This window comes from Paenibacillus mendelii, from assembly GCF_024498075.1.
In the GTDB taxonomy this organism is placed as follows: domain Bacteria; phylum Bacillota; class Bacilli; order Paenibacillales; family Paenibacillaceae; genus Paenibacillus_Z; species Paenibacillus_Z mendelii.
The window spans coordinates 182662-205589 of sequence record NZ_JANHOF010000008.1 but is presented as its reverse complement, the minus strand read 5'-3'; the positions used below and the strand labels follow the sequence as shown (position 1 = coordinate 205589).

Sequence of the window (22928 nt, the reverse complement as noted above, 5' to 3'; positions counted from 1 at the left end):
AATGAACGGAGGTTTGGTTAGACTTAGAGAAATATTGGACCGGATTACCCCGTCCGAACGGAAGGTTGCCGAATTCATACTGAAAGATCCGCGACGCATGGTCGGCATGTCGATCGCGCAGCTTGCGGAACAGAGCGGGGGCAGCCAAGCAGCCGTTACCCGGCTGTGCAGATCGCTCGAGCTTAAGGGTTACCGCGAGCTAATGCTGAAAGTAGCGGGAGATCTACAGGAGGGCGGCGGACAAAGCTACTTCGATATCAGGCCGCAGGATTCAATCTCGAACATCGTCCAGAACGTGTCGAACAACAACATTCAATCCATCCGCGACACGATGAAGCTGCTCGACGTCGCGATGGTCAATAAGGCGATCGAGGCGCTTGCCCGTGCGGAGCATATATACTTCTACGGTGTCGGCGCATCCAATTTGATCGCGCAGGACGCGCAGCACAAGTTCGTCCGCATCAACAAAACCTGCTTCGCCTTCACCGATACGGACCTACAGCTGACAACCGCCGTCATGCTGACCGAACGCGACGTGGCCGTCGGTATCTCCTACTCGGGGCAGACGGCGAACGTCGTCGCTTGCGTGAAAGCCGCCAAGGAAGCAGGCGCGACAATTATCAGCATGACGAAATACGGCAATACGCCGGTCAGCGAGCAGGCGCATATTCCGCTCTTCATATCATCTACCGAGAACGAGATTCGGATCGGCGCGATGTCTTCCCGGATTACCCAGCTTAATTTAATCGACATTCTTTATTCGGGCGTCGCCAGCATCGATTTCGAAAAATCCGTAAAATATTTGGAAAAGAGCCGTGCCGTCATCAAAGAGACGAAGGGTAAATAACCTATGGAAGGCGCGGGGCCGAAACGGATCACGACAAGAACAGAGAGGTGCAGCCACCGAAGCTGGGGCTGTAAGTCCAGAAAGCGGACTTACGGTATGTGATCGGATTGCTGATGGATGGCGGGGAGAGCTGTAACGCCGGAAAAGGGCGTTACAGAGAGGTGCAGCCTCCGAAGCTGGGGCTGTAAGTCCAGAAAGTGGACTTACAGCATGTAATCGGATTGCTGAAGGATGGCGGGGAGAGCTGTAACGCCGGAAAAGGGCGTTACAGAGAGGTGCAGCCTCCGAAGTTGGGGCTGTAAGTCCAGAAAGCGGACTTACAGCATGTAATCGGATGGCTGGAGGAGGAATGAGGGAGCTGTAACGCCGGAAAAGGGCGTTACAGAGAGGTGCAGCCACCGAAGTTGGGGCTGTAAGTCCAGAAAGCGGACTTACAGCATGTGATCGGATGGCTGGAGGAGGAACGAGGGGGCTGTAACGCCGGAAAAGGGCGTTACAGAGAGGTGCAGCCACCGAAGTTGGGGCTGTAAGTCCAGAAAGCGGACTTACAGCATGTAATCGGATTGCTGAAGGAGGTTCGAGGGAGCTGTAACGCCGGAAAAGGGCGTTACAGAGAGGTGCAGCCTCCGAAGCTGGGGCTGTAAGACCAGAAAGCGGACTTACGGTATGTGATCGGATTGCTGATGGATGGCGGGGAGAGCTGTAACGCCGGAAAAGGGCGTTACAGAGAGGTGCAGCCTCCGAAGCTGGGGCTGTAAGTCCAGAAAACGGACTTACAGCATGTAATCGGATGGCTGATGGATGGCGGGGAGAGCTGTAACGCCGGAAAAGGGCGTTACAGAGAGGTGCAGCCTCCGAAGCTGGGGCTGTAAGTCCAGAAAACGGACTTACAGCGACAAAGACCACTACTGAGCTCTCAATTATCCTGTCCTTTAAGCTAAGGTATCAAGCTTAAAGGGGTCATTTCTTTTCATTGATGTGAATGGGATTGACACTATAGCATCGAACACGCTGCTCACCTCTTCCGACAGGCTGCAAGGATTGTTTCTCAACCATACGCCGAAGAATAAGATAAGCCGTTTTTTTGTTGACTTGCAATAAATCACAGACGTCACGGGGGCGCAACGACCGCTGCAGACGGAGTGCCAGACGGAGCACCTCAGTTTCCACTATGTTGGAACGATCCGATTGCGGTGTACTCTCTCCAAATTGTGATCCCAGGAATTGCTGAAGAATTTGCTGACACATGCGCGGCCTCTCATTCACATCATCGTAGGAGAATCGAAGTACCCGCCAGCCATCGATCATCAAGTGATTCTGCCGCATCAATGAATCGGAGAACTGAGTACGGCTTATCTTAGATGAATGCGGTCCGTAACCATCAATTTCGATTGCGAGTCGAATCGGATTGCGAATATATGCAAAGTCCAAAAACCGCGATCCATCCCGAAAATCCGCTACCTCAAACTCCGGATGCAGGTGATCCAACTGTCGAAATGCCGGGAACCACACCTTTTCTATAAAGAGATTTTCAGCATGGCCGTGCCCCTCCACTAATCTCCGTTTCCTCTCGCCCTTCCGTTGTCCAATATGCCTATCCAGCCATTGCTCGTAAAGTAACCGAAACGCCGCCATTTACGTACTCCCCCCTCTAGATAATAAAAAAACCGCTGCATCCGAAAACAATAATGTTTTCGAACCAGCGGCGTGTGCTTCACGACCGAACGTCATGTATGAACTAACTTACTTTCTTGTATACAGGTTAGCATATGGAAAGATAAAAGTTCAACTAGAACCTGAACTGCAGCGGAATCTTCACACCCGTGTGGTGTTGGTCTTGTGGGGGTTCGCCCCTGTATGGTGCCTACTTCGTGTGATGTCGCCCACGTACGTTGTCGGTCTCGTGGGGGTTCGTCCCTTTGTGGTGCCGATTCTGTGTAATGTCGCCCTCGTGTGGTGTTGGTCTCGTAGGGGTTCGTTCCTTGTGTGGGGCTGATCTCGTGTGATGTCTCCCTCGTGCGTTGTCGGTCTTGTGGGGGTTCACCCCAGTGTGGTGCCCACTCCGCGTGATGTCGCCCTCGTGTAGTGTTGGTCTTGTAGGGGTAGTCCCTGTGTGATCCCGTGTGATGTCTCCCTCGTGCATGTCGGTCTCGAGGGGCCGATCTCGTGTGATGTCTCCCACGTACGTTGTCCGTCTCGTGGGGGCTCGCCCCTCACTCCGCGTGGTGCCAACTCCTCGTGATGTCACCCTCGTGCGATGTCTCTCCCCCGCGTAGTATCGTCTCACCACATGAACATTAGAGCCATGTTTGTGGGTGCGAGGTTCGTACCTGAGTAAGATATGTAGGCTAAGGGCAGGCAAGGGGAATACCCCAGCATATGAAAATGTGTGGACCACGGGGCAAAACAAGTTTGCCGCGGCCCACGACATCAATCGGTGATAAGAAAACAGGAAGCTGTGACGCATCTACCCCAGCATGCTCCTAGCGAGCGGTGTGGCACTCCATGACGCCTGTCCAGTCTCGATCGGTTATTTCAGACCCGCCCAGGCGGGTTCACAAACTTCTCTCCAGCGCTCGCGGATCGCGTTCATCTCGGTTGCGGTGAGCTTGCCTTTGGCGGCATGCTCGATATTCTCTTGTACATGGGTGACATTGGTGGTACCAACGATCATCGTATCGACCTGAGGGACGGACAACGTGAACCGGAGGGCAATCTCGAGAATGTTGTTGGGATTGCTGCTCAGGAACGGATAATCGAGCTTCCGCAGCCGCTCTTTGTACGGATCCGGGTAATTGGGCTCCTGCGGGCTGCGTTCCCATACCGCATTGGCGATGGGACGCTTAATAATAATGCCCATCTCGCGCTTCTCGGCTTCCTCCAAGGTGAGTGAGATCGCCTCTTGATCCGCCAGATTCAACGATGTTTCCAAGGCATCGAACGTATCGGTTCGGATCGCGTACAGCGCATCGGTGCTATCGCCGCTGTAGCCAATATAGCGGACGAGACCATCCTCCTTGAGCTTGCGGACCGCATCGATCAGCTCGCCCTGCCGCAGGATAGCTTCTGTACAGCTGTGAATGAGCACGAGATCGAGATAGTCGGTTCGGAGCCTCTTCAAGCTTCGTTCCACGCTTGGGCGCACATTACGCGCATCCCAGTCGGGATAATTAAGGCCGACGCTTCTTCCTTCGCCGCACTTGCTGAATAAGTAGTAATCCTGCCTCCTGTTGGATACTGCCCGTCCAATCAGTTCCTCGCTGTTGTTGTAGCTGGATGCCGTATCAAGCACGTTGATGCCAAGGTCGAGCACACTGCCAAGCAGCTTCTCTGCATCGCTCAAGGAGACGTTCATCTCCTCCATGCCAATTTCTGCACCTCCGAAGCCGAGAACCGATACCTGCATGTCCGTCTTGCCGAATGACCGTTGTTCCATGTTGTTCGTCACCTCCATTGGATTCACGGTTACTTACCCTTTCAAGGCAAGTCTTACCCGTAAAAAAGGAAATCTGCTGGAAAATGGTTCGTTCGGCTTAGTTGGCTGCAAGGGGGATGAAGGAGCGGAATACGTAAAAAAGGCTGGACAGCAATCGGCAGTCAGGCGCATGCAGTGCCTGGTTGCCGACTGCGCAACAGCCTTCTTGAGACAAAATGGGGTGCTGCGGACCGGACGGAGTTCAACTTCATATGCAGCGTGTCCTCAGGGAGGATTTGAGTGGAGAAGCGGCCTCCAACAGTCGAACGCAATCCAGCTGCACAGGCCCCCATGATGGAAGTTTGACATTTCCATCATACGGGGGCCTGCGGCATTCATGCTCGCTTATCGCCTACGCTTGCGTTTGCGCGGTCTGCTCGAACCTGAGCCCGAGCCGGAACCCGTACGCCGGCGCTTCCTGCGCTTCGGTATCGGCAGGCCATCGGCATCGCTATCGTCGGATGCCGTCGCGGCGACGCCTTTTTTGCCGAACGAGCCTGCAAGTAATTTAATAAGCGGAGCCATCTGCTGGACGCTGCCAACGACCTTCTGCACCTTGGTCATCGTGGAGAGGATGCCGTCGATGCCGCCCATGCGATCGACAATTCCCTGTAAATCTTTTATGCCGCCGCCTAGATTGGCCAGCGAGAATCCCCCGGCTTTGGCTGGAGCCGCATCGGCTGCGGCCTGCGGAATGACCTCGGTTGCAGGCTGTAGAGCAATCTGAGGCATGTTCGACTCCAATGTCGGATTAAACGGTGTCGGAGTACCTCCCATACCGCCGTTAAAGAACGGGTCGCTAATACCCGGAAATTGGCTTTGTCCCCCGAACGGTTGCTGAAAGCCGCTGACGGACGGATCGTTGCGGTACTTCACGCGGATCACAACCTTTATTCGTTTTGTTTATAGTGTATGGGATACGTGACTAGAGGGATTGGACGGATGCCCGGGGGAAGGCTATTTTTCCGCAGGTGGGGGTGTCGGGCCTTGAGATGGCCGGGTAATTCTCCGATAAGACGAATGGATGAGGAAAGGTTAGAGAGCTGCGTCGTATGGGGAAATCCGGGTAATGATGTTGGGAGGGGGGGGGCGGCGGCTGCGAGAGTCCGATGATTGGTATGATCAGGATATCCTCTCGTCACCCGGAGTGTTCCATAATTTTCAAGCCTTCTTGAATGTACAATCATGCCGGATGACGCGGATGTGGTGTGGCACTGAGCTTGCATCAGTTAAAGGTATTCACAGCGGCGGGAATGTTCTGATCCGTGTGGACGAAAGACATCGATTGTCTGCACGGTTCTTCTACTCGGTAAAGCGGTAATGCTTGATAAGTGGCCGGAAAGCCGCTACAATCAGACTATTAGTTCTAATAGGGGTGACCTAACCAATGCAGCTCAAGAAGCTCAACGATAAAACGATAGACCAGCTGTTTGAAGCCGTACTGACGCTGAAGACGGTTGAGGAATGCTATATTTTCTTCGATGATTTGTGCACCGTTAACGAGATTCAATCGTTATCGCAGCGATTGGAAGTCGCGCGCATGCTGGGCAAGGGAAGTACATACAATCAGATCGAAGCGGAGACGGGTGCCAGCACGGCGACGATCTCCCGCGTGAAGCGCTGCCTGAATTACGGCAACGACGGGTACAAAATGGCGCTGGAGCGCTCAGGACGCTAACGTGATGAAGCCAGGCATCCTAGTCATCAGCCACGGTTCGCGCGAAGCGGGTTGGGTGCAGCTAGTGGACGATGCGGTTGCGTCGGTGGCCGCTTCGCTTGAACGGCGCTTCACGCGCGGGGCATACGAAGCGGTACCTTCGGCGGCAACTGGCGGCCAAGCTTCGTCCGACGGAGCGGAACCCCGGGAAGGGGCTCCGGTGCCGATTGTATCGGCTTTTCTGGAGATTGTTGAAGGCCGGCTGATTCAAGACGGGATCGATCAATTGGAAGCGGAAGGCGTAACGGATCTGTACGTCCTTCCGCTCTTTGTGTCGTCCGGCAGCACGCATGTCGACGATATTGGGCAGGCCTTCGGCCAGCCGCCAGTCACCGTGGAGCGTGAAGGGGAGCTTGGCCGGTTTCGCGTTGCGGCGGGCATGCGGGTGCATGTCGGTCTGCCGATCGACGACGATCCGGATATTGCGGAGCTGCTGCTCTCCAATATCAGGGAGCTGTCGGAGCAGCCGGAGCGGGAGCTGTTGCTGCTCGTCGCGCATGGTTCGCGTGAAGCGGTCTTCCATGACCGCTGGCGGCGGGGGATGAAGCGTCTGGCGGAGCGAATGAAGACGATCGGCGGCTTTGCCCGGGCGGACATCGCAATGCTGCTGCCGAATCAAGCGGCATGCAAGCTGGGCGCACTGCAGAAGAAGCGGCAGGACAAGGCTTTTATTGTCGTGCCGCTGTTTTTGAGCAGCGGGTATTTTACGCAGACGGTCATCCCCAAGCGGCTCGAAGGCTTCACGTACCGCTATAACGGGCGCGCCATGCTGCCGCATCCGTTCATTGCACGATGGATGGAGAAACAGATTGCCGCGTGGCTGGATGAGCTGGGCGCACATAGACTGGGAACAAAAGGGTAATGATGTAGAAACGACGATAGGCGGATTCAACCGTCCGGCGGCAGGTGAAGATAGAGAAGTAAACACCGCGCGGGCTGCTGCAGCAAGCATAGCAAGACGAGTGATGCGTAGAAGCGGTTGAAGGGCGCTGGAGGTGCCAATTTAATGTCGATCAAACGAGCAAGATTAATTTATAACCCGACATCGGGACGGGAAGAAATCAAGCGGCGTCTGCCGGATATCCTGCAAAAGCTGGATCGGGGCGGCATTGAAACGAGCTGTCACGCGACGGAGAGCGAAGGCGATGCGACGATTGCGGCTGCGGAGGCAGCCGACCGGGGATTCGATCTGATCATAGCGGCGGGCGGAGACGGCACGCTGTATGAGGTCATTAACGGATTGGCGGAGAAAGAGTCGCGGCCGCCGCTCGGCATTCTGCCGCTGGGAACGACGAATGATTTTGCCCGGGCGCTCGGTATTCCGAAGCATTGGGAGTACGCGTGCGACCTCATTACACAGCAATATACGCAGACGATCGACCTTGGACAGGCGAATCAGCGGTATTTCATCAATATTGCCGGCGGCGGCTCGTTGACGGAGCTGACGTATGAGGTGCCGAGCAAGCTGAAGACGATGATCGGACAGCTCGCCTATTATATGAAGGGTCTGGAGAAAATGACCCGGCTGCGTCCGACCGAGCTGCGCATCGTAGCGGATGGCTATGGCGAAATTCATGAGGAAATCATGCTGTTCCTTATTTGCAATAGCAACTCGGTTGGCGGCTTCGAGAGGCTCGCTCCGGATGCGAGCTTAAGCGATGGATTATTCGATGTCGTGGTGCTGCGTAAGTGTAACCTGGCGGAGTTCATCCGGCTTGCGTCCCTTGCGCTGCGCGGGGAGCATTTGAACGATCCGCATGTGATTCATTTTCAGACAAAGCAGCTTCAAGTAACGACGCCAGGCTATGTCCAGCTCAATCTGGACGGCGAGTATGGCGGCACGCTGCCGTGTACGTTCACGATGCTGCCTTCACATCTGAAGATATTTGTGGATGAAGCGGGTCAGTCGACGTACAGGTAGTGGGACAGCCGCTAGCTTACGCAGCAGATGGCGTTGGCGTTCTAGGGAGATAGAAGAAGCTAGGCTAGACAGGGCATCCTGCCGGGTAAACTCCGGCCGGGATAGATGAGCTCGACAGAAAGCGAGAACTAACCATGAGTATACCGGTAAGCAAGAATGAGGAAGTCATCGTCGACATTGTCGGCTTAACGCACGAAGGTGAGGGGGTAGGCCGTGTAGAGGGCTTTACCCTCTTTGTTCAGGGAGCGCTGCCTGGTGAGCGGGTGCGGGCCAAGGTTCTGAAGGTCAAGAAGCAGTATGGCTACGCCAAGCAGCTTGAATTACTGAAATCGAGCAGCGACCGTGTCGAAGCGCCGTGTCCGATCTACAAGCAGTGCGGCGGCTGCCAGCTGCAGCATATGGACTATGCCGCCCAGCTGCGCTGGAAGCGGCAGCATGTGGTGGACAATCTGGAGCGAATCGGGAAGATCCGGGTTACGAGTGGTGCGGCGTCGGATGGTGTTGGTCAAGAGGAGAAAGGCGAGGCTCCGGGTGTGATCGTGCATCCTACCATGGGCATGGACGAGCCTTGGCGTTACCGCAATAAGGCGCAGGTGCCGATGGGCATGGGAATGGGCAGCAGCAGTGGACCAGCGGCGGCTGAGACAATCGGTGCCGCGGGTGCAGCGCAGCTGATTGGCGGCTTCTATGCACGAAGCAGTCACCGAATCATCGATATGGATGCGTGCTTGATCCAGCACGAGCGCAACGACGAGGTTGTCGCGCGGATTAAAGCAATCGGCCGCGAGCTCGGTATTACCGCGTATGACGAAGAGACAGGTCGAGGCTTGCTGCGCCATGTGATGACGCGCGTCGGGTTCGTTACAGGCGAGACGATGATCGTGCTGATCACGAACGGCCAGCGTATTCCGCAGGTCGAGAGCTGGGTTAAGCGCATCCGCGAGAACGTCGCGGGCGTAACGAGCATTGTGCAGAACGTGAACACGCGCAAGACGAACGTGATCTTCGGCGATGTGACGCGCGTTCTGTGGGGAAGTGACGTGATCTATGACGAGCTCGATGGGATTCGCTTCGCGATCTCGGCGAGATCGTTCTACCAGGTGAATCCGCTGCAGACGGTCGCCTTGTACCGCAAAGCGGTGGAGTATGCGGGATTGACGGGGACGGAGAACGTCATCGATGCGTACTGCGGAATCGGTACGATTTCGCTGTTTCTGGCGCGGCAAGCCGGACGCGTATACGGCGTCGAGATCGTGCCAGAGGCGATCGAGGATGCGCGGCGCAATGCTGCACTGAACGGAATCGCGAATGCGGAGTTCGAAGCGGGCGCAGCGGAAGTGGTTATCCCGCGCTGGCGCGAAGAAGGCATCGTGCCTGACGTCATCGTCGTCGACCCGCCGCGCAAAGGCTGCGATGCGGAATTACTCGAGACGATTCTGGCGATGAAGCCGGAGCGCGTCGTGTATGTATCATGCAATCCGTCGACACTGGCGAGGGATCTGCGCGTCCTGGAGGATGGCGGGTATCGGGCCGTTGAGATGCAGCCTGTGGACATGTTTCCGCATACGGTGCATGTGGAGACGGTTTGTTTATTGATTTATAAGGGTTTTGAGTGAGTGGTTAGGGAGTTGGGAACGAAATGGGGACGCGAGAAAATTCGCGTCCCCATTTCAGTTCTACGTAGATGTGGCTGAATACATTTGCATCCGATGAAGGTCGATAACCAAGTTACCATTTTTCGAGATATCTGCTGATCTCTGACAGATCGTCAAGGATGCGTGAAGCAAACCATCGATATAATCCAACTGCATCTTTATCGGTTACTGTAGAAGGGACTTCTTCTAATCTCAAAGCTATTTTATCTTGAACAGTACAGTATGATAGATGATATTGTTATCTCTACATTTCAACAGTTCCTTGGTTGCTTCATCTGGATCTTGAATCGCTTTGATTAAGGATACTTCGTCAACGTATTGAGAGGGTGGCGTGAGTATCATTCGTTCTGTCCTTGTCTTCCGTTCAGAATGGATTCGAACTTGTCAGCAGCAGCCTTATCGGCGGATTGAAGGGCAAACCCATACGTATTCATCGTGACCTGAATGCTGCTATGGCCAAGACGTGATGAAATAATTTTGGCGGGCACATCATTATTTGCCATCCATGGAGTTCATTGCGCTTTTTCTACTAATTTCTAATTTCCTGCGTTATAATTAATGATATAAAACAACGCCAGTCTAGGAGGAATAATGATGATAGCAAGGAGAAGAATTCGCTGGCTGACGGCGGCGGCGGCGTTGCTGCTGCTGGCCGCTTCTTTCGCATGGTTTCCGGCACGAACGGAGGCTGCGGATCCGGGTTCGATTAGTCTTCCGGCGACGATTCGGGATTTTTCTAATCTGACTCCGAATAAACATCCCGATTTCGAGAACGGGAAAGCGGCATTTGAAGTGGGTAACGTAAAAACAATGTTGGCAGCAGATCGGACGCCAGAGTTCAATGCTTCTGCTTCCGGACAGATTGCTAGCGCAACCTCCTTCTATCAATGGTTTCATGACGATCCGTTGAATAAGAGGAAGGAGACTTCTCTAACGCTTGCATGGAACTCAGCGAGCAGTCAATACGAATTTAATGAACCGAATTATTTTCCGATCGACGGGGAGTTGTGGGGGAACGAGAATGCGCACAATTTCAATTACACGTTGGAAGCCCACAGCCGTTTTGTCTACTTGGCGGGACAGGGACAAGTCATAACGATCAGGTCTGACGATGACGCGTGGCTATTTATTAACGGAAAGCTCGCCATTGATTTGGGCGGGGCACATGGTACCTTGAGCGGCAGCGTGACGTTAGACAATGCAACGGCAACGGGCTTGGGCTTGGTTTCCGGGAACGCCTATACTTTTGATTTTTTCCACGCGGACAGGGGGCCGAGCGCTGCGCTACTAAGCATTCAAACCAATATTATGCTTGATTCCGACAATCCCGACACTACGATCAGCAGCGGGCCTCCGTCCATATCGGGGAGCGGCAGTGCATCGTTCCTGTTCTCGAGCGACGAGTCGGACGTTATTTTTGAATGCAGCTTGGACGGAGCAGCCTATTCGGCATGCACGAGCCCGTTGGCGTTGACCGGCCTTGCGGACGGCAGCCATACGTTCATGGTTCGAGCCGTGGATGCAGTGGGCAATGTCGATCCGACTCCGGCGAACTATATGTGGACGGTGGATAAGACGGCTCCGGATACGACGATCACGTCGGCTCCGTCAACGCCATTGACAAGCAGTGCGACGTTCACGTTCTCTAGCAACGAGTCCGGGATGTTCCAATGCAGCTTGGATGGCGCAGCCTATACGGTATGCACGAGCCCGCTGACATTAACGGGTCTTGCGGACGGTAGTCATACATTCATGGTTCGAGCCGTGGATGCAGCGGGCAATGTCGATCCGACTCCGGCTAGTAATGTGTGGGGAATCGATACGGCGAAGCCGGTAATTACGCTTAACGGAGCGGCAACTATCCAAGTAACGCAAGGTGCGAGCTTCTCGGATCCGGGTGCAACGGCTTTGGATAACGGCAGTGTGGATCTGACTTCGATGATCGTCGTATCAGGCGATACGGTGGATACGGGCCGTGTCGGCACTTATACGATTCGCTACGACGTAACCGATTTGGCTGGCAACGCAGCTGATCAAGTCAGCCGCATCGTAACGGTCGTAACGGTCGTCGCGCCGCCACCTGTGATTCCGCCTTACATTGCTTCAAGTAATGCAGAGCTGAAGTCGTTGACGGTATCGGTCGCCGAAGGAGAATCGCTGACGTTATCGCCGACGTTCCGGACGGATGTGTTTACTTACGAGGCCAACACGAATGCGTCTCAGATTGTAATTGGAACGGCTACGGATCACTGGGCGGCAAAGACAACGTATCGGCTGAACAGCCAAGTCGTGCCCGCTGATATGAAGGCAGATCTGAACCTGGGCAAGAACGAGCTGCTTATCCAAGTTCAAGCAGAGAACGGTACGACTCGTACGTATACGGTGAACATTACCCGCAGCTCCGAAGAGACGACTTTAACTTATAATGACACGATGGGACACTGGGCAGAGCAGAGAATCGGACAAGCAGCACGTCTGAAAATCGTCAGCGGATACGAAGACGGTTCATTCGCTCCGGACAAGTCCGTCACGCGCGCGGAATTTCTCGTGATGCTGATGAACGCGCTGAAGCCGCAAACGGACAGCGCCGCACTAGCATTTTCCGACGCGGACAACATCGGTGCCTGGGCGCGTAACGCCGTGGCGCAAGCATTGCAGGCAGGCATTGTTACGGGGTACGAGGACGGTACTTTCCGTCCGAATGCGGAGATAACGCGCTCCGAGATGGCGGTCATGATCGCGAAGGCGTTTGGCTTGTCCTCTAATGCGAACACTGGCGATACCGGCTTCGAGGACGAGCGGGATATTCCAGTTTGGGCCCAAGGCGCGGTGGCCGCGCTGAAGAAGCTGGGCATCGTAAGTGGCAAAGGCGCGAATCGTTTCGTTCCGGACGGCAAAACAACAAGAGCGGAGGCCGTCACGGTTCTGCTGAACATGCTAGCGCAAGATAGCAGATTTTACTTTCCATTTTGATTGAGCTTCCATGAAAACTTCATTACTGATTAAGGGCTCATGTGTGTCGTAGACCACAGCATGTTGTTCCGAATCGTTTTTAATTCGCTCTTTGTAACCTTTCTCTTGAAGGAACAATTTATTGTTCTTCACCGATTCTCGCCGTTGGACTAACTTGCCTGTGTAATGAGGATTGCTTATGATGCATTTCACAGTAATGTCATACCATTTATAGCCGTTACGGGGAGATGGAATCCCTGTTTCTTTTAAATGGTTTGCAATCTTCTGGAAGCCCCATCCTGATTTTAAATATAAGTCAAAGATTTGCTTCACAATTGCCGCTTGATACGAATTGGGCATGAGCTTTCCGTCGATTTTATCGTAACCGAATGGAGGCGTTCCATGATGCCTACCTTTTCTCGCGGTTTCAGCCAAACTGAATTTAATTCTATCAGATGTAGTTTTGGATTCCTTTGATGCAAGTGAAGAATGGAATCCTAAGAAAAATTCATCTTCATCCTCAAATGCATCGTATCTCTCGTTGCATGTAGACTCCATGTAAAGTTGTTAATGCTCTTATTCTAGATACATTAGAAACTTCTCGTCCCATTTATTGTATAATTAGGTCAACCAAAGGGGCGTGTATAATGGCAAATCCATTTGTTAATAAAAAGAAAGTGCGTGGCTGGAAGAGAAGAATCCGAGAAGTAGAAGAATGGAAAAGAAACTATCTTAATCTTGATTTCGAAGAGTTAAATCTGTCACAAAGAAAATACGTAAAAATATGGTTGGACCCTTGGAGTAGACTCATAAAGAGAACGCCGCCAGTATGGTTTTCTCGAATTATTCTTCAAGCGCTGTTGGATATATATAAGGCGTGGTACGAAAAGTTAGAGGAACTCGGGGAACCATTTTATCTTAAAATATGGCTTTTCAATCCTAACTTTAGCCACTCCCAAGTAGTGTGTGCCATAGGTGATGCACTTCATTACTACGACAACACATTCGATAAAGGAACTTACAAAAAGGACTTCCCAGCAAATTTATCAAATATACCGGATGTTAGGCTGTTTGATTGGGAGCAATGTATTGATTCCAATATGTACTGGGAGAGCGAGTTGCAAGAGAACATTGCTGACGGGTATGAGACAATTGCGAATTACAACAACATCGTCCGTCGCTCTTACGAAAGGGGACAAATGAAGTTGTCATATGGTGACGATACTTTTTACAAAATTAAAGTTGGAGATATTTGGTTAGGCTCTGTACCAAAAACAAATTAAAAAAACAGTGAGATGATGTTAAATGGAAAAACCAAGAGTTTTGCCAGCCCCACATAAATTCGCGGTGTGTGCACCAGACGATATGCCGATTAAGTCATATTATCAAGGGATATTTGACGAAGTATTTATCTTTTTCCATCCCTTCATAAAACCAAAACTTATTGACTATGAACAGTTTGAGCCAGGAACGTACCCAGGTAAAAATGATATTATTGAAAAATGTGAATTAGTTACTTGGAAAGAATTTTTAAACATATCCGGTATAGAAAGCTTTCGTAAGTTGGATGTCGGATTGCACACACGCAGCATAGGATTGAAGAAGCAATATTCCGACGAGTCTACAGCCCAATTAATTCAAGATGCTTGCTGAAATTATAAGCTAATCGCACCAACGGAAGGGTTTTTCCCAGAGTTCCTAATGAATAAAATTCTTATGTGTATAAAACAGCAGGGCAAATATTGGATTTGGCGTGGGGATGAATTCTGTACAGAGCGCAAGCTAGAATATATTGAGGACATAATCAATGATAATGAAGCCTTGCGTAATCAACACCTTAACTTATTTACTCACGATAACAGACTCCTACTGACTACACATTGGGATAGTCATTTCTCCTTGTTGTGTTCAAATAAAGAAACGGTGGAACAAATTGTTCAGTCCTGTAAACTTGAAGGGTTTTACTGCGATGATGAGACCGAGATTTTTTGGAGCTTAACGAATCCATGAGGAATCATTTAACAAATGGGAGTTGCTTAGATGCCACCATATTTTTCAGTACATTATTCTTTTCCGTTTTCAACGTACAATGAAAGTTTCGTGAGTGAGATTTACAACATTATCTTTAGCCAATTCCCATATAAATCGGGTTATTGGATGTCTGAGAAAAACACATTAGAAGAAATTATAAGTTGGAATACATCTAAACTTGCTAAGAAGTTCAAGCTGGGATTTGACCAGCATGTAAAGCATGATTATAAACAAATTCTTCTTGAGTCAGATTTGTTCATACATCTTCGTTTATATTGGATGTACGAATCTAAAGAAATTGTTTTGCATTTGATTCTTCCTGAAGATGACATCTTCTTAGATGATAAATTTTTGAAGTACGACAGTACGAAGTTAGTGCCTCTTCTTAATATTTCAGAAAAGATATGGGACTCTTTTGAAGTAAACACAATTCAGACCTATCATGAATTAGGAGCTCCGACAAGTTATAAGGACGTCCTAGACGGTGAGCAGCCATCGTCAGAACCATTCAGCATAGTTTCAACTGAGGATTTAAGTCGAATTGAGAAAGTGCTAAACGACAAGTTCCTAGTTAGGAAATTGAATCGTGGTTTTCTAATAATTCAGAAGGAAAATGGCGTTCAATTTTAATCGAGGTGGTTTAGAATGAATAACGAGGAAAGGCTAGTTGCTGAAGAGACACTACACCACTTATTTGTGGGTTCGAGTGTTGATGGGATGCAATTTGGACTATCTCCCGCGTCAACAAAGAATTAAAATAGAAAGAACAACGAATTACAACAGGCTACCGAGCGATTAAGTCGGCAGCCTGTTGTATTATTTTCAGTTAACGATCCCAATACTTCATCTGATAACTTACAAATGGGATCCTCCACTAGCATCTATCAATTGGCCGGTTACCCAGCGGCTGTCAGGAGAGGCAAGAAAAGCGGCTATATCCGCCACATCACTTGGCTCTCCCCATCTTCCAAAAATAGAGAAAGCAGCACCGAACTTCCGTCCGTCGGGATCTTTCAGCATTGCGGCTTGCATGTCCGTGGCAACGAATCCAGGTTGGATTGCATTAATCGTAATCCCACGGGGCCCTAGTTGATTACTTAGGGCGAGCGTTAGCGTGTTGATTGCGCCTTTGGTCATGCTGTATGCGGGAATAGCTGGGAGGGATATTCTCGTAGTTGCAGACGAAATATTAATAATACGACCTTCGTCTCGAATACGCGGCAGAGCTTGTTGAGTCAAGAAAAACGGCGCTTTCACGTTGATGGCCATAATCTCATCGTAAGCTTGTTCCGTTGTCTCCTCAATGGATGTTGCTAAGGATAATCCCGCATTGTTTACCAGAATATCGAATCGAGTGTCACCCGTACGTTCCTTCAAAGCTATATCTAGCTTTTCATAAAGATCTTTCACGCCTTGTACAGACCCAAGCACAGAACCTATTGTGAAAGCAGAACCGCCCATCTGCTCAATCTCACGAACCACGGTTTCTGCAGCATCATGGTTCCTTCCATAATGCACGGCTACTAATAGTCCATCCTGAGCGAAGCGTTGTGCAATGGCTCGCCCTATCCCTCTACTTGCTCCTGTTACTAATGCAATTTTGCCTTTTAACTTGCTCATTTCCCCATCTCCTAACATTATTTACAATACCTTTTGCACTTTATTTATATCATTAAGTGACTTTCGAAATGTTGCTCTCTCATTCGAAGGACTCATTAATCATCTAGTTTGGGGATATCGATTTTTGTCTCTCATCTCGACACATGTGGAGTGCTGTGTGTTGCTGGTAAGAAAGCAATGCTTTGATTAGCCGCATTTACCTTTTTTTGTCTCAAGCATCGACATGCTTGGGTCTTTTTTTTTGATGGTGATATCCCCTGTTTTGAAAGACGCAAGAGCAGCCGAAGGATTGCGAATCCAGCCTGTCGCAAGGAACACCTCTTCTATGGGTTGTGATTGTTCATCACTTTCACGCTGCCAAGGAAGCGGTGTTTTTCTATGTTGACAAGTCTTCTACGTATGCAGCCTCTCATCTAAAATTAGCTTGGAATCTACCCAATTCTCACGCTAGGAAAGTTGGATTAATCTTCTTCTAGTATCTTCAATATTTTCCTTGAAACCATTAAGAATACATTAATATTAGCCGACAGGACGTCTGATAAAATACGACTACATGCCATTTGAAGCAAACAGTCACTATCAACAATTTGAAGACTGGCATCAAGTACACTAAAATTTATAACAGGAGGTAAGAGTAAGATGAATAAGCGCAATTATGTTTCATTGTTTATTGCATTACTTATCTTATTGGAAGTGATTAACCCTGCTTCTGCATTTGCTGCATGGGGTCAGCCGGACTCCCAGGTGAGTTCAACGATACAAGGTATTACACGTGGACCTGACCGGTTTATGGCTGTAGGGAATAGTGGATTACTTATATATTCCTTAGACAGCAGCGACGGCCAGTTCTTGGGTAGTATTGTGACAAACACTCTAGATAGCCTCAACGATATTATTTACGCCGGCGGCAAGTATGTGATAGTGGGAGCCAATGGTAAGATATTAACCTTTGGTCCTGGAAATGTGCTCGGGACTTCGACATCTAATACACCGTATAGCTTGGGAGGCATCGCTTACGGAGGCGGCAAGTATGTAGCGACGGGGCAATTTTCAACGGTAGTGACTTCATCGGATGGAGTGAATTGGAACAGCCAGACCCTTCCCGGTACTGGCGGGGCATATATGTATGACGTTACTTACGGTGACAAGTTTGTAGCTGTGGGGCAGTATGGAGAGATATGGACTTCGCTTGACGGGGTAAGTTGGACGGAGCGAACTTCGAATACAGGAAACTATCTGCAAGGAGTCACTTATGCCAACGGACAATATGTGGCGGTAGGCACCGGTGGGACGATTGTGACTTCTCCTGATGGAGTGACTTGGACGGTACAGACCTCGGGCGCTTCACAGGGTTTTTCAGGCATTACGTATGGCAATGGCCGATTCGTGGCTGTAGGCTCAGGCGGAGTGATTGCGTCCTCAGCGAATGGTGTTCAGTGGAAGCTGAATGCATCGGGAGTTACCGATTATATAACGGATATTGCGTACGGTAACAACACTTTCGTGGCAGTAGGGAATGACTTAAATCTGATATTCCAAAATTCCGCGGTAACGTACGATGGCAATGGCTATACGGGAGGAACCGTACCTTCGGATAGCAGTACCTATGCGATAGGCGCGTCGGCAACGGTATTGAGTAAGGGAAGTATGGCGAGGACGGGATACAGTTTTACAGGCTGGAATACCGCTGCGAACGGCAGCGGAACGAGTTATGGGGCAGGCACAACAATTGCCATGGATATGGACAACGTGACACTGTACGCGCAGTGGGTGGCAAACCCGACTTACACGGTTACGTATAACGGCAACGGCAGCACCGGAGGAGCGGTGCCAGCAGACAGCGGAACGTACGAGACCGGCGCATCGGCAACGGTGTTGGGTAAGGGAAGCTTGGTGAAAGCGGGACATACGTTTGCAGGGTGGAACACCGCCACAAATGGCAGCGGAACGAACTACGCGGCAGGCGCAGCGCTTACTATGGGAAGCGCGAATGTGACGCTATTCGCGAAGTGGACAGTAAACCCAACCTACACGGTTACGTATAACGGCAACGGCAGCACCGGAGGAGCGGTGCCAACAGACAGCGGAACGTACGAGACCGGTGCATCGGCAACGGTGTTGGGTAAGGGAAGCCTGGTGAAAGCGGGACATACGTTTGCAGGGTGGAACACCGCCGCCAATGGCAGCGGAACGAACTACGCGGCAGGCGCAGCGCTTACTATGGGAAGCGCGAATGTGACGCTATTCGCGAAGTGGACAGTAAACCCAACCTACACGGTAACGTATAACGGTAACGGCAGCACCGGAGGAACGGTGCCTGCGGACAGCGGAACGTACGAAACCGGCGCATCGGCAACGGTGTTGGGTAAGGGAAGCTTGGTAAAAGCGGGACATACGTTTGCAGGCTGGAACACCGCCGCAAATGGTAGCGGAACGAACTACGCGGCAGGCGCAGCGCTTACTATGGGAAGCGCGAATGTGACGCTATTCGCGAAGTGGACAGTAAACCCAACCTACACGGTAACGTATAACGGTAACGGCAGCACCGGAGGAACGGTGCCTGCGGACAGCGGAACGTACGAAACCGGCGCATCGGCAACGGTGTTGGGTAAGGGAAGCTTGGTAAAAGCGGGACATACGTTTGCAGGCTGGAACACCGCCGCAAATGGTAGCGGAACGAACTACGCGGCAGGCGCAGCGCTTACTATGGGAAGCGCGAATGTGACGCTATTCGCGAAGTGGACAGTAAACCCAACCTACACGGTTACGTATAACGGTAACGGCAGCACCGGAGGAACGGTGCCTGCGGACAGCGGAACATACGAGACCGGCGCATCGGCAACGGTGTTGGGTAAGGGAAGCTTGGTGAAAGCGGGCTACACGTTTGCAGGCTGGAACACCGCCGCGAATGGCAGCGGAACGAGCTACGCGGCAGGCGCAACGCTGACCATGGGAAGCGCGAATGTGACGCTATTCGCGCAGTGGACGACGAATCCCACCTACACGGTAACGTATGACGGCAACGGCAGCACGGGAGGCGCCGCACCTTTAGACAATGGAACGTACGAGACCGGCGCATCGGCAACGGTGTTAGGTAAGGGAAGCTTGGTGAAAGCAGGCTACACGTTTGCAGGATGGAACACTGCCGTGAATGGCAGTGGAACGAACTACGCGGCAGGCGACACGCTGATCATGGGAAGCACAAACGTGACGCTATTTGCGCAGTGGACGACTAATGCCACCTACGCGGTAACGTATGACGGCAATGGCAGCACTGGAGGCACCGTGCCTTCAGACAGTGGAACATACGAGACAGGAGCATCGGCAACGGTGTTGGGTAAGGGAAGCTTGGTGAAAGCGGGCTACACGTTTGCAGGGTGGAACACCGTCGCAAATGGCAGCGGAACGAACTATGCTTCAGGTGCAACGCTGACCATGGGAAGCGCGAATGTGACGCTATTCGCGAAGTGGACGACGAACCCGACTTACACGGTAACGTATAACGGCAACGGTAGCACGGGAGGCACTGAGCCCTCTGACAGCGGAACATACGAGACAGGAGCAACGGCAACGGTGCTCGGGAACTCAGGTAATTTAGTGAGAGCGGGCTACACATTTGCAGGGTGGAACACCGCCGCGAATGGAAGCGGAACGAACTATGCGGCAGGCGACACGCTGACCATGGGAAGCGCGAATGTGACGCTATTCGCGAAGTGGACGACGAACCCGACTTACACGGTAACGTATAACGGCAACGGTAGCACGGGAGGCACTGAGCCCTCTGACAGCGGAACATACGAGACAGGAGCAACGGCAACGGTGCTCGGGAACTCAGGTAATTTAGTGAGAGCGGGTTACACATTTGCAGGCTGGAACACCGTCGCGAATGGAAGCGGAACGAGCTATGCAGCAGGCGCAACGCTGACCATAGGAAGCGCAAACGTGACGCTATTTGCGCAGTGGATGACGAATCCCATCTACACGGTAATGTATAACGGTAACGGCAGCACCGGAGGAACGGTGCCTACGGACAGCGGAACATATGAGACCGGCGCATCGGCAACCGTGCTTGGGAACACAGGTAATTTAGTGAAAGCGGGCTACACATTTGCAGGTTGGAACACCGCCGCGAATGGAAGCGGAACGAGCTATGCAGCAGGCGCAACGCTGACCATGGGAAGCACGAATGTGACGCTATTTGCGAAGTGGACGACGAACCCGACTTACACGGTAACGTATGACGGCAACGGCAGCACTGGAGGTGCCGCGCCTGTAGACAGAGGAACATACGAGACAGGAGCATCGGCAACGGTGCTGGGTAAAGGAAGCTTGGTGAAAGCGGGCTACGCGTTTGCAGGCTGGAACACCGCCGCGAATGGCAGTGGAACGAGCTACGCGGCAGGCGTAACACTGACCATGGGAAGTGCGAACGTAACGCTATTTGCTCAGTGGACGACGAATCCCACCTATATGGTAACGTATGACGGCAATGGCAGCACTGGAGGCACCGTGCCTTCAGATAGTGGAGCATACGAGACAGGAGCATCGGCAACGGTGTTGGGTAAGGAAAGCTTGGTGAAAGCGGGACATACGTTTGCAGGATGGAACACTGCCGCGAATGGCAGCGGAACGAGCTACGCGGCAGGCGCAACGCTTACTATGGGAAGCGCGAACGTGACGCTATTTGCGCAGTGGATGACGAATCCCACCTACACGGTAACGTATGACGGCAACGGCAGCACGGGAGGTGCCGCACCTTCAGACAATGGAATGTACGAGACCGGTACAACGGTAACCGTGCTCGGGAACACAGGTAATTTAGTGAAAGCGGGACACGTGTTTGCAGGGTGGAACACCGCCGCGAATGGCAGCGGAACGAGCTACGCGGCAGGAGCAACGCTTACTATGGGAAGCGCGAATGTGACGCTATTTGCGCAGTGGACGACGAATCCCACCTACACGGTAACGTATGACGGCAACGGCAGCACGGGAGGCGCCGCACCTTCAGACAATGGAATGTACGAGATAGGAGCATCTGCAACGGTGTTAGGTAAGGGAAGCTTGGTGAAAGCGGGCTATACGTTTACAGGCTGGAACACCGCCGCGAATGGCAGCGAAACGAGCTATGCGGCAGGCGACACGCTGACCATAGGAAGCGCAAACGTGACGCTATTTGCGCAGTGGACGACGAATCCCACTTACACGGTAACGTATGACGGCAACGGTAGCACGGGAGGCGCCGCACCTTCAGACAATGGAACGTACGAGACCGGCGCACCGGTAACCGTGCTCGGGAACACAGGTAATTTGGTGAAAGCGGGCTACACATTTGCAGGCTGGAACACCGCCGCCAATGGTAGCGGAACGAGCTATGCAGCAGGCACAACGCTGACCATGGGAAGCGCAAACGTGACGCTATTTGCGCAGTGGACGACGAATCCCACCTACACGGTAACGTATAACGGCAACGGCAGCACCGGAGGAACGGTGCCTTCAGACAGCGGAACGTACGAGACCGGCGCATCGGCAACCGTGCTCGGGAACACAGGTAGTTTAGTGAGAGCGGGCTACACGTTTGCAGGCTGGAACAGCGCCGCGAATGGCAGTGGAACGAGCTACGCGGCAGGTGCAGCACTGACCATGGGAAGCGCGAATGTGACGCTGTATGCGCAGTGGCGCGCAAGTGTAAGTTATGGCGGACCAACCTATATTAAACTGGTCTCAACGGATGGAAGGTTAACACTGCCTGCGGGAGCAATAGGAGAGGTGAGCTTTGAAGATTTAGTGAGAATATTTATCCCGTCAGGGGCTGCAAACAAGGAATTAACGATAACAATTGAAAGAGAATTGGAAACCGAAAATCTTCTGTCGAAAGAAAAGCATCCAGTCAGCGGAGTTTTTGAGATTATGAAAAATTTCTCGGAGAACTTCAAAAAAATGGTAACAATATCCTTTGCATTTGAGCCATCGAAATTGGCGGAGGGTCAGCGACCGGCGGTGTTCTATTATGACGGATTAAAGAAGGCGTGGGTGGAAGTTGCTGGTGGTAAGGTCGTTGGCAACTGGATTTCGGTAGAAGTGGATTACTTGGCGACATTTACGATATTATGTGTTGAAAATGTAAATGACCAGCCAGTACCTTGTGGGCCGGTAGATTCAGATTCAGAGCCTGAATTTAGTGATATCTCCGGGCACTGGGCAGAGGACAATATCAAGCAAGCAGTAAAGAATGGGATCGTTAGCGGTTATCCGGACGGCACGTTTAAGCCGAATGCTGCTGTGACTCGAGCGGAGTTTGTGGTGATGTTGATGAATGCGTTGAAGCCGCAAGCGGAAAAGGCTGAGATAGCTTTTACCGATACTGCGAAAATTGAAGCTTGGGCAAAGAAAGCGGTGGCGCAGGCGATGCAAGCGGGTATTATTAGAGGCTTCGAGGATGGCAGTTTTCGTCCGGATAAAGTAGTGACTAGATCGGAGATGGTGGTAATGATTGCCAGAGCACTCAACTTGAGGGTGGGTTCTAATGCAACAACCGATTTTGGGGATGACCATCATATTCCGACCTGGGCGAAGGGCGCAGTAGTAGCGATGAAGAAATTGGGTTTAATACAAGGCAAAAGCATGAATAAATTTGCCCCCGATGATAAGACAACGCGAGCTGAGGCTGCAACGATTCTACTGAGAATAGTGGAACAGAAGAGCAAGTAAAG

The 22928-nt window shown here is 51.7% G+C and carries 16 protein-coding genes and 1 pseudogene; 11 read left to right on the top strand and 6 right to left on the bottom strand.

Translation table 11 applies throughout. The features are described from left to right. Position 1 precedes the first annotated feature (1 nt). Complete coding sequence (locus NNL21_RS23140; RefSeq protein WP_204820678.1) at positions 2-847, top strand: MurR/RpiR family transcriptional regulator; 846 nt, start codon at positions 2-4, stop codon at positions 845-847. 960 nt (positions 848-1807) lie between these two features. Here NNL21_RS23140 and NNL21_RS23135 read toward each other — a convergent pair. From NNL21_RS23135 to NNL21_RS23125, 3 genes are all read right to left on the bottom strand, one after another. Continuing rightward, complete coding sequence (locus NNL21_RS23135) at positions 1808-2482, bottom strand: putative endonuclease domain-containing protein (protein WP_204820679.1); 675 nt, start codon at positions 2480-2482, stop codon at positions 1808-1810. Positions 2483-3377: 895 nt separating this feature from the next. Continuing rightward, positions 3378-4283 carry an aldo/keto reductase gene (locus NNL21_RS23130; RefSeq protein ID WP_204820680.1) on the bottom strand — a complete coding sequence of 302 codons (906 nt, stop codon included), beginning with the start codon at positions 4281-4283 and terminating at the stop codon, positions 3378-3380. Between the two features lie 384 nt (positions 4284-4667). Further along, the gene (locus tag NNL21_RS23125; protein WP_204820681.1) at positions 4668-5198 is read right to left on the bottom strand and encodes an aminotransferase; all 531 of its coding nucleotides are present in this window, start codon (positions 5196-5198) and stop codon (positions 4668-4670) included. A 193-nt stretch (positions 5199-5391) separates the two neighbouring features. On the opposite strand from NNL21_RS23125, the gene NNL21_RS23120 reads away from it, so the two are divergent. The 5 genes from NNL21_RS23120 (at position 5392) to rlmD (ending at position 9576) form a co-directional block, all read left to right on the top strand. Continuing rightward, positions 5392-5643 carry a hypothetical protein gene (locus NNL21_RS23120; RefSeq protein WP_204820682.1) on the top strand — a complete coding sequence of 84 codons (252 nt, stop codon included), beginning with the start codon at positions 5392-5394 and terminating at the stop codon, positions 5641-5643. 66 nt (positions 5644-5709) lie between these two features. After that, complete coding sequence (locus tag NNL21_RS23115) at positions 5710-6000, top strand: YerC/YecD family TrpR-related protein (RefSeq protein ID WP_204820683.1); 291 nt, start codon at positions 5710-5712, stop codon at positions 5998-6000. Between the two features lie 4 nt (positions 6001-6004). Further along, entirely contained in the window at positions 6005-6901 is an 897-nt protein-coding gene (locus NNL21_RS23110; protein ID WP_204820684.1) for a sirohydrochlorin chelatase, read from the top strand. 144 nt (positions 6902-7045) lie between these two features. After that, complete coding sequence (locus NNL21_RS23105) at positions 7046-7960, top strand: diacylglycerol kinase (RefSeq protein WP_204820685.1); 915 nt, start codon at positions 7046-7048, stop codon at positions 7958-7960. A 134-nt stretch (positions 7961-8094) separates the two neighbouring features. Next, the gene (rlmD, locus tag NNL21_RS23100; RefSeq protein ID WP_204820686.1) at positions 8095-9576 is read left to right on the top strand and encodes a 23S rRNA (uracil(1939)-C(5))-methyltransferase RlmD; all 1482 of its coding nucleotides are present in this window, start codon (positions 8095-8097) and stop codon (positions 9574-9576) included. A 377-nt stretch (positions 9577-9953) separates the two neighbouring features. Here the strand turns inward: rlmD and NNL21_RS23095 are convergent, their stop codons facing one another. Next, entirely contained in the window at positions 9954-10118 is a 165-nt protein-coding gene (locus tag NNL21_RS23095) for a hypothetical protein (protein WP_204820687.1), read from the bottom strand. A gap of 88 nt (positions 10119-10206) precedes the next feature. On the opposite strand from NNL21_RS23095, the gene NNL21_RS23090 reads away from it, so the two are divergent. Continuing rightward, positions 10207-12588: an S-layer homology domain-containing protein gene (locus NNL21_RS23090; protein WP_204820688.1), complete on the top strand. Its 2382-nt coding sequence runs from the start codon at positions 10207-10209 to the stop codon at positions 12586-12588. Here the strand turns inward: NNL21_RS23090 and NNL21_RS23085 are convergent. Beyond that, positions 12553-13125 carry a recombinase family protein gene (locus tag NNL21_RS23085; RefSeq protein ID WP_204820689.1) on the bottom strand — a complete coding sequence of 191 codons (573 nt, stop codon included), beginning with the start codon at positions 13123-13125 and terminating at the stop codon, positions 12553-12555. The two genes, NNL21_RS23090 and NNL21_RS23085, sit on opposite strands and share 36 nt — an antisense overlap. Positions 13126-13214: 89 nt before the next feature. Between NNL21_RS23085 and NNL21_RS23080 the strand changes: the two genes are divergently transcribed. The 3 genes and pseudogenes from NNL21_RS23080 (at position 13215) to NNL21_RS23070 (ending at position 15228) form a co-directional block, all read left to right on the top strand. After that, entirely contained in the window at positions 13215-13850 is a 636-nt protein-coding gene (locus NNL21_RS23080) for a hypothetical protein (protein ID WP_204820690.1), read from the top strand. Positions 13851-13872: 22 nt separating this feature from the next. After that, a pseudogene (locus tag NNL21_RS23075) lies at positions 13873-14577 on the top strand (DUF2711 family protein). A 30-nt stretch (positions 14578-14607) separates the two neighbouring features. After that, on the top strand, positions 14608-15228 hold the full coding sequence (locus NNL21_RS23070; RefSeq protein WP_204820691.1) for a hypothetical protein: 621 nt from the start codon (positions 14608-14610) through the stop codon (positions 15226-15228). A gap of 225 nt (positions 15229-15453) precedes the next feature. On the opposite strand, the gene NNL21_RS23065 is transcribed toward NNL21_RS23070, so the two are convergent. Then, positions 15454-16218, bottom strand: coding sequence for an SDR family oxidoreductase (locus NNL21_RS23065; RefSeq protein ID WP_204820692.1), 765 nt, complete (start codon positions 16216-16218; stop codon positions 15454-15456). Between the two features lie 639 nt (positions 16219-16857). On the opposite strand from NNL21_RS23065, the gene NNL21_RS23060 reads away from it, so the two are divergent. Then, positions 16858-22926, top strand: a complete 6069-nt coding sequence (locus tag NNL21_RS23060; protein WP_256555418.1) for an InlB B-repeat-containing protein — start codon at positions 16858-16860, stop codon at positions 22924-22926. Positions 22927-22928: the final 2 nt, after the last annotated feature.

Bases quoted from the DNA above. Each gene is read 5' to 3' on its own strand.
- NNL21_RS23060 (WP_256555418.1), top strand. From the start codon at position 16,858: ATGAATAAGCGCAATTATGTTTCATTGTTTATTGCATTACTTATCTTA.
- NNL21_RS23085 (WP_204820689.1), bottom strand. From the start codon at position 13,125: ATGGAGTCTACATGCAACGAGAGATACGATGCATTTGAGGATGAAGAT.
- NNL21_RS23105 (WP_204820685.1), top strand. From the start codon at position 7,046: ATGTCGATCAAACGAGCAAGATTAATTTATAACCCGACATCGGGACGG.
- NNL21_RS23115 (WP_204820683.1), top strand. From the start codon at position 5,710: ATGCAGCTCAAGAAGCTCAACGATAAAACGATAGACCAGCTGTTTGAA.
- NNL21_RS23070 (WP_204820691.1), top strand. From the start codon at position 14,608: ATGCCACCATATTTTTCAGTACATTATTCTTTTCCGTTTTCAACGTAC.
- NNL21_RS23080 (WP_204820690.1), top strand. From the start codon at position 13,215: ATGGCAAATCCATTTGTTAATAAAAAGAAAGTGCGTGGCTGGAAGAGA.
- NNL21_RS23140 (WP_204820678.1), top strand. From the start codon at position 2: ATGAACGGAGGTTTGGTTAGACTTAGAGAAATATTGGACCGGATTACC.
- NNL21_RS23095 (WP_204820687.1), bottom strand. From the start codon at position 10,118: ATGGCAAATAATGATGTGCCCGCCAAAATTATTTCATCACGTCTTGGC.
- NNL21_RS23135 (WP_204820679.1), bottom strand. From the start codon at position 2,482: ATGGCGGCGTTTCGGTTACTTTACGAGCAATGGCTGGATAGGCATATT.
- NNL21_RS23065 (WP_204820692.1), bottom strand. From the start codon at position 16,218: ATGAGCAAGTTAAAAGGCAAAATTGCATTAGTAACAGGAGCAAGTAGA.
- NNL21_RS23090 (WP_204820688.1), top strand. From the start codon at position 10,207: ATGATGATAGCAAGGAGAAGAATTCGCTGGCTGACGGCGGCGGCGGCG.
- NNL21_RS23130 (WP_204820680.1), bottom strand. From the start codon at position 4,283: ATGGAACAACGGTCATTCGGCAAGACGGACATGCAGGTATCGGTTCTC.
- rlmD (WP_204820686.1), top strand. From the start codon at position 8,095: ATGAGTATACCGGTAAGCAAGAATGAGGAAGTCATCGTCGACATTGTC.
- NNL21_RS23110 (WP_204820684.1), top strand. From the start codon at position 6,005: ATGAAGCCAGGCATCCTAGTCATCAGCCACGGTTCGCGCGAAGCGGGT.
- NNL21_RS23120 (WP_204820682.1), top strand. From the start codon at position 5,392: ATGATGTTGGGAGGGGGGGGGCGGCGGCTGCGAGAGTCCGATGATTGG.